Origin of the sequence: Sulfitobacter sp. M22 (assembly GCF_021736025.1) — a bacterium.
GTDB lineage: Bacteria > Pseudomonadota > Alphaproteobacteria > Rhodobacterales > Rhodobacteraceae > Sulfitobacter > Sulfitobacter litoralis.
The window spans coordinates 2,504-16,709 of sequence record NZ_WMEC01000004.1; the positions used below are offsets into that span (position 1 = coordinate 2,504).

Here is a 14,206-nt window from a genome sequence, read left to right on the forward strand (position 1 = left end):
TCAAGGCGCCGAAATCGACTGGATAAAAGGGATCAGCGCAAATCTCAGGGAACTGGTGCCCGCAACATCAAAGCTGAGGTCTGCGCGGGTAAAATCATGGGCAAAAGATGTCAGGAATTGCTGGGTCACCATTTTTCGCAATTCATCGTCCAGATCGCCCCAGACATAGGTGTTTGAACGGCTGGACCAGTTACAATAGTTGCCAAACCCGCTATAGTCGGCAGACGACGAGGTATAACGGCCGTGTCGGTCGCCAAAGGCGAACACGTCATAGGACTTGCGATGGCCCTTAAGGCTATCGTGACCTGCGCCCCCCACCAGAATATTGTTATAGCCCGAGGCCGACAGATAATCGTTGCCTTCACCCCCAAACAGGATATCCGCGCCGCCGCCGCTATAGATACGGTCGTTGCCGCCTTCGCCGTCCATCAGATCGTTGGCCTTGGTGCCATACATCCGATCATCGCCCGATCCCCCCAGGACGACCTGACTGGCATCCTCACCATAGCGCAGTTCACGGCTATCTTTGAAGCGGCCATAGCCCGCATCAAGCCGGTCATCACCCGCGCCGCCATCAATAAAGTTCGACCCCGATACACCGTCGATCCGGTCGTCGCCGCCATTGCCGGCCAAGGCGTTATTACGATCGTTGCCCTTGATCGTATCGTCATAGACTGACCCCGAAACATCTTCGAACCCACCCGCGGTGGACAGCTTGAGCGACAGGTTGATCTTACCGTACTTGCGGTCACCGTTTATAATCTGGCGGCTGCTGTCGCGCAGGTTCAGATCGATCGGGCCGATAAAGTTACTGAAATCAAGCGCATCACCGGTGTCATTCATCAGGCCGTCAGGCGTTGTGCCTTGGTCCGAGTGTTTGTGGTAGCGCTCGTTCTCGATGAAATCGCTTTCAACCAGACGATCAATGCCAAGGCTGCCCCCCGCAAAGACATAGGTATCGTCATCTGTGCCGCCCCACGCCCAGTCATCGCCGCGCCCGCCTTCGATCACGTCTTTGCCACCTTCGGTTACGAAGGTCAGCTGCAGACCCTGGATCGTGTAGGGATCAATCCGGTCAAAGTCATTTTTATAGTATTCGCGCTTGCCGTTGTCTGCGAACCCGTCGAGCCCGATGATATTGCCACGAATGATGATAACTTCGGCGTTGTCGCCAACGATCCGATCATCCCCGTCCTCGCCATTGAGGGTGTCATTGCCATCGCCACCGATCAGCACATCCCCATCGACGCCACCCAGAATCGTGTCATTCGCGGTTCCGGGCGCACCTGTCAGGGCGGCAAAGTTGAACACAGCGTTATCGAACACGCGCATGAACCCCTGATCCCCCAGCACAAGGTCGGTATCATGGTCACCTTGCTGCACGACATCTGCCTTATCGGCACCACCGACAATCTGGATACCAGCTAGGCTCGGCGTGTCGCGGTCGTGGTGATACCACTTGCCTTTGTGCTGGTACCCGCCCGAATTGATGCGCAGCTCGAATGCATCGCCGCTGACATCGCGGAAGATCACGACGTTGGCCGGCAGGCTTGGGTTCATCGGATCATATTCGATGAATTCACCGGTAAAGTTCGCGCCAACCGGATCGTTCAGGCTGATCGACTGGCCATTGGCAGATACCAGACGATACCCGCCATCGCGCGCCGCGTCGCGGTCTTCTGCATCGATATAAAGATATACGTCATAGCTGCCAGTGCCATAGATGGCATCCAGGCCAGAGACGTCTACCCCAAGTTCGGACTTGGACTTGGCGTAGATGTAACCGTTGAACAGGCTGCCATTCTGGGTGTCTGCGTTGATCTGGTCATGATCTTCGACATAGGCGTCGCGCACATATTTGCTGTCCAGATTCTGACCGACTGTGACGCGGATGCCTTCGCTTGTCAGCATGGAGGCAACATCCACCTCATAGGTCTTGGATTTTTTGTACCAGCCCCAGCCATGATCCTTGCCGTAGGTTTTGCTAAAGTCGCCTTGATCGACAAAATTCGTCCAGCTGCCCGCCGCGACAAAGCCTGCCGGACCATCAACCCAACCTTCGTCGACCTGCGCCCCAAAGTTGAAGCCGCGTGCGATCACATCCGCGCCCGAGGTCGCATCATCCACACCGTTATGTTCGAAAATATCGCCCGTGCTGATGGTGTCGTCACCCTGCCCGCCAATCACCCGATCCGTGCCGTTTCCGGTCAGGATCGTATCGTTATAATTCGGTGTGGCATCGCCGTTACGGCTGATTATCTCGCGCAGCTCGCCAAAGCTGACAGGGTCCACCGGACCGGTCCGCAGGAACGTCAGGATACCGCCGTCGCCCAGAACCGTATCCGCATCAAAGCGACCCATATCGGCATCGCCGGCGCTGTTGATCATGTCGCCGCCCGCCCCGCCAAGAATGATATCCTCGCCGCCACCGGTCAGGATAACGTCATCGCCGCCGATGCTGTCTGCCACCGTCTCGAACGTATCAATCGGGTAAGACTGACCAACAATTTGCAAGCCCGAAATCACCGGATATCCGGAGCGCTGGTTCGACGGGATCGACACTTCGATGGTAATAGAGCCGCCCGACAGGCCGGTGCCAACAACATAGTTCCCCAGACCCGGCGCATTCTGATCCTGCGACGTGACGCGGATCAGGTCACCCGCAAAGTTAACGCCATCCGGATCACTGACAAAGTAGCTTTCCGTTCCGATGGTGACCTGACGCACGGTGCCATATTTGCGGCTTGTCTTACCATCATCGCCGTCAAGGTAGACGTAGATGTCGAAGGTCTCATAGTGGCGATCCAAACCGCTTAACGTGATGACCAGCGTGTCGTCGTGACCGGTGTAAAGATAGCCCTCGTAGAGGCGATCATCGGCAGAGTTCGGATAGCGGATGTCGCTGTGGGTATCGTCATTAGCATCGCGAATACGGCCTTTGTCATCACGTACGCTCCATTCGATGGTGACATCGCGCATGATAGCGCCGCTGTCGTCGCGTACCAATTCGGCCGCGTCGTCGCCAAAGATGCCGCGATCATCGCCCAGCTCGTTCCAGCCGCCCGTACGCGGTGCGGGCTTATCAGAGACCGGATCGCCTGCCCCCGCAACACCGTCTACCGTGGTGTCAGCGCGATACTTGTCATTGCCAAAATTAAAGCTGATTACGCCGAATTCCTGACCGGATGGATCAGCAGTCGAAGGCCCTTCAAACACGCCGGTCTTGTTCAGGGTGATCTTGGCGTTGTCGCCAAAGACGACGTCGGTCAGGTTGTCCACGATGCCCGCATTGATCGCGTCATCACCGTTGCCCCCGAGGATGATGTCGGTCGACAGCCCGGTGCTGATCACATCGTTGCCGCCGAATGCGGGGTCAATCGACACGATGTCGCGCAGGAACGTGTAGCTGCCGGTCTCAGGGTTCACAAAGTTGATGTAGCCGTGGTCGCCCAAGACAATATCGTAGCCATCGGTGCCACTGAAATCACCGGCAAAGTCCGTGACAATCGTATCATCCTTGGCCCCGCCAAAGACGATGTCATTGCCCAGACCCGTGGTGATCATATCATTGCCGCCGATGGTAGGGCTTTGCGTGGACACGCTCAAAAGCGCGATTGGAAGATCGCCAAAGTTGGTCACGGTGCTGTCAAAGATCGCAGTGCCGTTGTCGCCAAGAACGATGTTATCACCCTGACCCGCGTCGATCAGGTCATCGCCACTGCCGCCAAAGATCAGATCGGTGCTCGCGCCCGTGGCGATCTTGTCGTCGTCGCCCAAAGCATCAGCGATCGACATCAGGGTGCGCAATGCCAGACCAAAGCTTGGGACATTGATTTCGACCGCACCAGATTCAAGCAGACCACTATCACCCAGAACAATGTTCGATCCTTCGGAGGCGTAGATTTCGTCGCTATCAAAGCCACCCAGCACGATATCATCGCCGCGACCTGTGTGGATCACATCGCGGCCGCCATAGGCTGTGTCGATAGATGTGACCAGATCAAGCGTCGACAGGTCGCCGTCAAGGTTCCAGTACGCCGCACCAAAGTCACCGAAGACCAGATTGATCGCGTCAGGCTGGGCCGTCGTTTCGCCGACATTTGCCGTGATCATGTCATGCGCACCACCGCCGAGGATCAGGTCAGCGCCGTAGCCCGTCCGTATAATGTCGTCGCCACCGGCTGCGGGCGACGTGGTCGAAATTTCGACCAGTGCAATAGCGAGGTCACCAAAGTTGGGTGCCTGCGTCTCGAAGATCACATAGCCGTTATCGCCCAGAACGATGTTATTTCCCTGCGCCGCGTCTATGTCGTCGCCGGCCTGACCACCCAGAATGATATCGGTGTCATCACCCGTACGGATTTTGTCGGACCCGCCACGGGTGTCTTCGATGGTCCGGATTGTCCGCAGTGCCAGACCAAAGGCCGGCACATTCGTTGCCGCCGCACCCGAAAGGATCTCGCCGCTGTCCCCGATAATCAGGTTCTGGCCCTGGCTTGCGTCAATATCGTCGTTTGCGTCGCCCCCGATGATAATATCGCTGGCGCGGCCTGTACGGATGATGTCATTGCCGCCGACGAAGGTATCTGTCGACACCACACGATCCAGTGTCGACAGATCATTGTCGTCATTCCAGTAGGCGGCACCGAAGTCCCCGAGGATCAGGTTCACCGCATCGCTTTGCGCCGCCGTCTCGCCCATATTTGCCACAATGTTGTCGTTGCCGAACCCGCCAAGGATCAGATCAGCACCAAAGCCGGTACGGATGGTATCATCGCCACCCGTGGTCGCATCCAAGGTTGCCGCATATACCAGCGCGTAGCGGAAGGTACCGAAATTCGGAGCCTCGGTCGCGAGCAAGACCTGACCATTATCGCCGAGCACGATATTGTCGCCCTGACCCGCATCGATCACGTCACCCGCCTGACCGCCGACAATGATGTCCGTGCCGGTGAAGGTGTTGATCGTATCAATGCCACCCACATCAGTGAACGTCGAGGTAAACGAGGTCGGCGCACGCGCCACCCCATCGGTCACATCGGTCAGACCGCCGGTGCCAAGACGCAGGCTCAGGGAGCCGTTTTCATCCAGATACTCGAGCACGCCACGGTCGCCAAAGACGATATCATCCGCGGTGCCCGTATCAATCTTGTCGGAATCCTGACCACCAAAGACCACAAGCGGCAAGCTCGTATCCGGTGCGGTGACAATGTCAGCGTCGCGCACGGCAGCATACTGGTCATAGGGGCCTTGGGTGTTCAGCGCAAAGAAGTCGTCGGCGTTGTCCAGCGTGATCATCACGTTGTCATTGCCCAGGCCCGTGTTCAGCGAAGTCACCGTTTGCGCACCAGCAATTGGCCGCGAATGTGTCGCATCGATAAAGATCGCGTCGTCGCCAAAGCCGGTCCAGTAGGTCACGCCGCTTAGGAAGTTGCCGTCGGCATCCGCAGCATAGCCGATGGCAGCAGGGGCGATCCCGACGATGTAGATGTCGGTCTGGCCAATGAACGTCTCGTCGATGCCGCGTTCCGTTGCCGCAGCTTGGGCAGCGGTACGGTCGTCGGTGATCAGCGCGCGCTGTTCGATGGTCCCATCGGCCAGAATTGCGGCCTCGTCCGAGATCATCAGCTGATGACGTCCAGCGCCCGCATCGATGTTAAGCAAGCCGGTGAGGTTGTTCAAGTGACCCTTCAGGAAGCGGGTATCCGTGGTCAGGTCTTCTGCAGCTTCCGACGATACATAGATCCGCTCGTCTCCAGCACCCAGATGAAGGATAGTGCGGGCCGTCGTGCCCTGAATGTTGAGAACGTCGTCTTTATTACCCAAAGACAGGTCAAGGAATTCGACATTGTGATAGCCGATGCCGTCATTCTGCAGCGTTGTGGCGATGCGGTCGGTCTGCTGGCCAGCAGCCGCCAATGCGCCTGTGATGGCAACCTGAATTGGTGCGCCTGAACGGCTGGTGATACGCAGTACACCGTTTTCGGCGGTGGCGACCAGATGCGGGCCTTGTGCCGCGGCGACCTTCTCAGCCAATTTCTGCGCGACGGTCTGGGCCGTATCCCCTGAAACGGCAGTGTAGCTGAAGACAGAGGCAGCCGCCGCCAGACCCGCGATCTGCGTCGGGGTCACAAGATCGGTTACAGTAACTGTCCACTGCTGGCCTACAACGGGTGCGGCGATAGCGAAGTCGGACTGGGTATAGTCGCCACCCAAACCGCGCGTGTCGATGCTGGCAATCCGCGTACCGGCCAATGCGCCCTGCAGCGTCAGATAAATCGCATCGCCCAAGCGATCCACGCCGACGTTATGGGTATAGGGTAGGAAATCGAAACCGTTGTTCGGGTTCAGGACGGGATCAAGCGCTGCAAGAATCTGTTTTTCTGTCGCGTTCCACGCAATCGCTTCGGTCGTCCGCAGGGCAACGACGCCGTTCACATCCGGCACCATGAAGGTCAGGGTGAAGGTCCCGCTGGTCGCGGACAGGCGCAGAACTTCGACGTTGTCGCGTATCGGGGTGATCGTGCCTTTGCGCAATTCCTCAATTGTGACAGCGGTGGTCGTATCAACGGCAGCGATCAGACCTGCAGTGTCAACGACGGTCAACGTATCTACATCAAGACCGCCTGCCTTGCCTCCAAACCCGACCAGATAGGCGATGCCGTCTTTGGTTTCGACGATTTCAACTGCAACGTCATAACCGGTGATCGCTTCGATCTGCTGGCGTGCAGTCTCGGTCGCGGCGGCGATGGTTGCGGCATTGGCGGTGCTATAGACAAAGGCCGCGAGCTCGGCGGTGGCCATCGTGCCACCATAGCCAAGCACGAAGCGGCCGCCAATCGCACGCACTGCGATCTGCTGCACTTCGGCAACCGACGGCATATCCAGTCCGGTGAGGCGATCCCCGGTCAGGGTCATCACGTTGGCATTGGTATCCAGGCTGTCGTCGAGGTTAAGTTTGTCGCCTGCGTCGGCCCCCATATCCAGCACCAGTTGGCCCGTGATCTGGTCAAGGATGCCGCGGTCGGAACCGACGTTGATGGTGTCGTTGCCAGCGCCTGTGGTGATGAACGTATGGCCGTTTGTGGATTTGACATTGACCACATCATTGCCGCGGCCCGTATCAATGCGTGTCTTGCCCTCGTGTGTGCCTTCGACCGTCAGCGTATCAGTATTTCGGCCCAGACGGATATCGAGCACTTCGATGCCGCTGTAGGTAATGCCACCGGCAATGCGCTTGCCTGCGATGACAACATCATCCCCCATGCCCAGACCGCTGAGGCGGTTCGCGGTGAGCACGCCGTGGTCGGCTGCGGGGCTTTCGCCGTTAAAGATCGTCAGCGTATCAACCTGATCCGCCTCATCTACGCGCAGGTTGGCATTCACCGGCGCGTAGGAATAAAGGATGTTCTCCCCCGTTGCGAAATCGCCTGGCAAGGCCGCCGCAATCGTCGCGGATGTCCCCGATACGACTGGCGTCAGGCTGCCGGGCAGCTTGTTCGCAAGTGTTTGCGTAATCGACGCGGCATCGGCTGTCGCAAGCGCAGTGCGCGCGTTTCCGTCAATGCTCAGCGACCATGTTGCACCGGCGGTTGGATCAATCACCCGGATCGCGGCCTTCGTCCACGTCACACCGGTCTGCTTATACTGCTCGGCCACGGGAGTACCGCCGATAATCGCCTCAGCCCCTGTCGGCGTTGCTACATCGATATCAAAGCCACCGATGGCATCCCCGACTTCGACAATCCGCAGGCGCGTCTCGCCAACAAGGTTCACGATGGCACGGGCCTTGAACTGGGTGGTGGCCGCGTTGATCGCATTCGCAAGTTCCAGCGCGATCGTCCCGGCAAAGTTCTGGCCCGCAGCCGGCGTGTAGCTGACAGTGATCTGGCCCGCAGTCGACCCCGGCGATGGTGATAGCGTGATCGCATAAGTGCCCGCAGTTGCGGCGGCGGTCAGGTCAACTGTCGCTTCCAGCCAGTCCAGCATGCCCAGAACTGCCGCACTTTGATCCGGTGTGCCAAAGATCTCTGCCGCACCAATCGCGGTGGCATCGTCATCATTTACGGTCAGGTCGACCGTGAACGGCGTGCCTTCGCCAATCTGGGTCCCGCTGGCAAAGGACAAGATGTTCTGCGCGGCGCTGACCAGATCAACGCGGCCGCTGCTGCCATTGTTACCAAAGGTCGATACGTCATAGATGGTCGCCGTGCCGTTGATGCGCGGATCAAAGCCGGGACGCTCGCCATAAAGCTTGTTCACATGGGTCAGCGCCTGATCCGTGATTGTGGTCACGCCATCCGACGTTTCGATTGTATCCGCTGTCCCGCTCGGCAGCTTGTCGTTGGTCTCGCCGGGGCGCAGGATCGGGTTGTTCAGTTCAACTGCGGTTGGCGACGTACCACCGATGACACTGATTGGCCCACGGATGGAGTTCACGCGCTCGTTGAACGCTGCAAAGACCTTGGCATCGCCACCGTCGATGATGTCGTCGTCAATCGCCAGAACCGTGATGGTTTGTGCCGTGGCCCAGTTGTCGGCATCAAAGCGGACGTATTGGCGCAGTGTCATGGCCCCATCGCTGTCGGCGACAGTTGACCCGACCGGTGTGATCTCACCCGATGCGGACAGCGTTGCGCGCTTGTCTGCCAGCAGCTGAATACCGACCACTGTGCCGTTTACCGTCACATCGTACTGCCGCGCACCGCCGTTTGTGATCCGCTGGTCGTCGTCCCCCTGAATGTCAGCCGCCAGCTTGGCAGCCAGCGTTGCAAGGCTGTCATCGGTCACAACGGTCTGGCTATACAGCTTGCCGTCAAAGGTGACATCCCACGTTTCGCCAACGGCAGGGATACCCGCGAATTCGATCTCGAGCACGTTGTCAAAGCTGAAATCCGGAACCGTACGGGTCAGGATTGTACCGCGTGTATCGGGCGTGATCACCGTCTCGACGAAGAAGCGTGGCAGGGATGCCGCATCGGTTGCCGTGATCAGGATGGCATCCTGCGTCAGCACGGCGGAATAGTCGGTCAGCAAATTGATGGCGTCGATCAACCCGCCACGGACGGTCGCCAGCGTGTCACCGCCCTGCACCTCATAGAAGGCCGTAACCGCGCCCACCTGATAGGTTGCATCGTCATACAGCGTGACAGACCATACCTCGCCCGCAACTGCGGAACCGCCAAACGAAAGCTCGGCATAGGGGGCTGCGACGCGTACCTGAACGCGGTTCGCCTCGCCAAAGTTGGCCGCTGCGTCAAATGCCGCATCGCCATTATAAGTCCGTGTCTTCAGCGGCGTCACATCAACGGTGACCCATTTGTCGCCGGTCAACGCACCCGTCAGCACAATATCGAAACTGTCGGTGGCGCGGGCATCCGGCCCCGTGACCCCATCGCCGGCAAAACGCTCGGCCAGATCGGTGGAATTGCCGCTCTCGATGATCTCGACCGTGGGCGCATCGTCATCCAGCAGTTTCAGATCAAAGGCCGCAGGGGACAGGGTTTCCTGATTATCACCGGCTACATAGTCATAAGGCTCAAGCAGGGCGGCATCAGCACCTTGCGCAATGTCAGCCGCGCTTAGGCGCAGACCCCAAGTCGTGCCTTGAGCAATCACACCGCTGATCAGGCCAAAGCTGACAGTTGCAAAATCCCAATAGGTGGTGCTCAGCTGGCGCAGTGCACTGTTAACCGCACCGGTCTGGCTGGTTTCAGCGCCCACCGTTTTTAGGCGCACAACCTGCAGGCCGAAGGGCGGCACGCCTGCTGCATCAGGGCGCTTGAAGATCACGATGGTGTTGTCGACGAACGCAGGCGGCGCGATGCTGTTGATGCCCGCAGCACCAAGACGGGTCAGTCCGCCCGTCGCAAGCGTCACAATCGAGAAGCCGTCGCCAGATGGCCGCGAGATCGAGATCGCGCCGCCAGCAGCAACGTTCACCACATACCCATCATTAAGCGCTGTAATCTGCCCCGCGATCTTCTGGCCGATCCCCGAGATACCGTTCTTCACGTCCGCCTCAACCGAGGTGTAGCTTATTACTTTGCCGTCCAGCAGAATGCTCCAGGTTGCGTCGGCAACGACACCGCCGACGATCGAAGGCACAAGCGTTGCCGTCCGGTAGAGTTCGGACGCGGCATAATCGGTGCCCGCCAGCTGGGCGACCAGACGGCCAGCGATGCTTTGCAGGGTATCGCCGGTGACGGCGGTGGCCGATACGGTCAGACCGTCCAGAATGATCTCCCATGTCGATCCGATCACGACACCGCCCGCAGCATTTTGTGTACCGTCGGCGGTCGAGGACGTCAGGGTGACGACAGCAACCTCAAGCGCGCGCTGGCCAGAAACAGGAAGCGCCGTCCCAGTGGGCGCAACTGCAGCAAGCTCGAATGCCTCGCCTTCGATCAGCACACCCATTTGGCTGTTCGCCGTGGCTTCGATTTCGAAACCGTTGTCGTAGAATGGCGTCTGCACCGATGCCTCGACGCTGAACCCGGCAGTATCCGTGATCCGCAGAGCCCCACCGATTACCGATGCCGTCAGGCCCGCTGGCCGACGCGCATCACCGTTGATTTTGTCACGCAACGCTTGCGCCACGGCAAGGCTGTTCGCGCCCGACCCGATAGTAGTGCGGTAGTCTTCGCCGTTGAGCGTGATCGTCCAGGTTTCAACGAAAGCGCCGGTATTGGTCGTGCCGCGGAAAACCTGGATGTCGGCAGAACGGTACAATGCAACAGCATCGCGGCTTTGGCTGATATCGGCGTTGATATTCGCGGCGACGCCCCGTGCGACATCGCCTTGCCCCAGCCCCAGGAACGCGTCCTGACCAAAGGTGATTTCGGGCGTGATGCGGGTATAGTGAACGCCCTCATCGACGCCGTCATTATTCGCGGCAATTTGCAACAGACGCGGCGTGTTCCAGTTGGTGCCATCAAAGCCCACAGTGACCGAATTGCCCGACTGCGTCCCCGTGAGGCCCGTGAACGATACCGTCGCGCCATCCCCGACATTGAAGGTGACAGTCACAGGGCCAGTGGGCGCGCGCGACAGGGCGACATAGACGCTGTCGCCATTGGCGGTCAGACGGATGTCTTCGGCTGCAACCTCTTGGTCGATGGTATCCACAGTCGACGCATTATCGACCTGCGAGAAGATCAGAACCTCGGCGCTGTCGTTATCGATCACCTCGACCAGCACATCCGCAACCACCACGTTGTCATAGGGTTGCGCATCCGTCCCGATTGCACCCTCGACCACCGAGTGGCGCAGGTTCACGACCTGCCGCCCTTCGGCCAGCGCATCATTGACGCCAGTCACCGTGACGTACTGGATTTCGTCCCAGTTGGTCGCGTCGAACACCAGATCGGCAAAGGTCTCGGATCCGTTGACCATCACGCCCTTGCCACCGGCGGCTTGCGCGCTTTCGGTGCCACGGGTTGGCGTGATTGTCACTGTCACCTTACGATCAGGCGCGCGCGACAGGGCGATGCCGTAGGTGTTATGGATCAGCAATGGCGATGTCTGCGTGTCTTCGAAAACCCGCAGCGCATCGTAGTCGTTAAAGATGATGACCCCCGCTTCATCGTTATCCGCAATATTGGCCACGACATCTTTGGCAAAGATCGCGTTATAGCGGGCGTCGTTACTGCTGACCGTGGTCTGGATCAGGCCGTTGTGACCATTCAGGCTGTTGGACACGACCGTGATTGCGCCGCCTTCGGTCACATCATTCAGATCGGCACCAGCAATGTTGATGTTGTCGCTGCCCAGACCACCGACGATTTCAACCTGCACGTTCTCGTTGGTGCTTTCGATAAAGAAGGTGTCGTTCCCCTGCAGGGCATCGACGACCAGCTTTTCGAGGCCGACGAAGCTGACAAACAGACCGCCGCCAAAGACGCCATTTTCGGTGATCACATAGTCGTCGCCAAATTCGCTGCCCACGATGGTCAGGCTGTCAAAGCCGTCGCCGCCATCAATCCGCACAGGCGCATTAATGTTGTAGGACACAAAGTCTGCACCCTGCCCGCCATTGATGTTCGTATAAGGTGCCGCGGGATCATCGGGATCGACGCGCACGAACGACCGCACAAGGAAGCTATCGTCGTCTTCATCCCCGAACAGGAACAATTCAGCCTTGTTGGAATAGACGGTAAAGTTGTCTTGCCCCGTACCACCGTTCAACGTGGCGTTCTTGCTGATCCCATTGGACAGGAAGCCAAGCGTCACTTGCGTCGTGGTATATTGGTCGCGCCCCTTGAGCCCGTTGTACGGGTTCGACGCATCGCGCGCGCTGTCAAAGAGTTGGCCAACCTGGAAGGTATCATCGCCCGCGTCACCAAAGACGTTGAATGTGGCGAGCGTATCATCGAACACGAACAGATCGTCGCCATCGCGGCCATTGACCTGAATATCGCCCTCAAGCGCGCCGTTATATTGCACTTCTTCAAGGATACCGGCGACCTGATCGCCGTTCTCGTCAAGCTGCAGTGCTGCGACGACACCGGTTGCGACCGTGGGGTCAAGGTTCGCGCGGAAGAGGAACAGATCGGCGCTGTTGGTCCCGTTGATCTCGGCGCGGTCAGCGCCCTGCCCGGCAACACCGCTGTCCAGCAGGCGGATCAGAGCCGTGCCCTCGCCCGACAAACCGATCTGATAGAAATCAGAGCCCTGCTCGCCATCAAGGTCAAGCTGGTAAGTCGTGCCCAGATCGCCGCTTTGCAACCCGTTTTTGAAGGTCTGTTTGCCGTAGCGGTCATAGTTGACCCGTACGATATCGTTCCCCTGACCCAGTTTGACCTCGGTCTGGCCGCCAAGGCGTTCAATGTTCAAGACATCATTCGCGGCGTCGTCAGTGGGCGATACAGCTTCGTCCCCCATATCGATCTGGGTCAACCCTGCGTGGGTGCCATCGATATGCAGTTCGTTGTTCGCGTCGTTGGTCTCGAGGATCAGAGTCTCGAAGCTGGTGTATTTGATCCCAACAGTCATGCCGAGACCGATAATCTCGGTCGCGGTCAGGCGGCCGCCGCGATCGGCTGTTGTATCGCCATTGTCGCTAACACGCAGAATGTCGGTGCCTTGCGCCGTGCCAGTCGGCTCTGACCCGCCATCGATGGTCAACTGGCCGAACAGGATGTCGTTGACCGTGTATTCGCTGCCAGCGGTGGTCGAAATCGGGTTCCCCACAATAACACTGTCAGTGCCGGTGCCGGTTTCGACAAAGGTTGGGCCATTGATAGCGTGGATATTGACCGCATCAACGCCGCCCCATGTGCGTAGCGTGGTCTTATCGGCCAAACCGGTCGAGGTGATGGTCGCTGTGTTTGCGCCGTCGCCCAGATCAACCTCGACCACTTCGACGGCGATGTAGTGGATTGCAACGGTCTTGGAGCCGTCGACAAGGTTAAAGCCAGTGACCGACATCATGCCTTCAAGGTTCGCGGGATCAATCAGGCCAATCGTACCGGAGGATGCATTCGCGTCATTGCGGCCATTGATCAGCAGGGTGTCACTGCCGCGGTCGGTCGGCACCGTCGCACCCGATGCGAAAACATCGAAAGCGTTGATCGAGACAACCGCGTCAATCGCTGTCAGCGATCCCGCAGCAGTTCCGATGCGGATCGTATCATCCCCGAGCCCCGAATTGATTTGCAGCGGAATATCTGTGCTTTGAACCGCAATGTCATCCGCGCCACCTGCCGTGTTCAGCACAACGTAGTCGGTGCCGATATGCGTCACCCCAACGGTCGCGGCACCGGTGACGGCCAGCGTACCATCGTTGACAATGATCATGTCGCTATCGTTCGACCCGTCAAAGCGCACAGTAGATGTACCAGCCCCGGTGTCATTGATGACCACATCAAAACCAGACCCATTGGGCGCGTTGATGCGGTACGTCTCGGTCGATCCGGTCGACTTTGCATCCAGTGTCGCGGTGCCATCAAAGGCGACCACGGAAACAACGTTGCCATTGACCCGAATGGTCCGGTCCAGATCGTTGACCACCATGCGGTTGGTCGCATTCGATCCGCCGGTCAGGGTGACATTTTCAAAGATACCGTTCAGGTTTTCGAGGGTCGCGCTGTTCCAGACATCGCTTTGCGCGCCAAAGACAGTGCCGACCACAAAGCGGTCTTCGAACAGGCCGAAGTCATAGCCCGCAAAGCTTTCGATCAGCGTATCACCGGTATCATTCGTGCCG

The 14,206-nt window shown here is 58.6% G+C and carries 1 protein-coding gene (only partly in view); it reads right to left on the reverse strand.

Annotated elements, in window-relative coordinates; all coding sequences use genetic code 11:
* Positions 1–14,206 carry the 3' portion of a calcium-binding protein gene (locus GLP52_RS17040; RefSeq protein ID WP_237273784.1) on the reverse strand. 21,545 nt of this gene lie beyond the right edge of the window, so 14,206 of the gene's 35,751 nt are visible here — the last part of the coding sequence; the start codon falls outside the window, past its right edge; it ends in the stop codon at positions 1–3.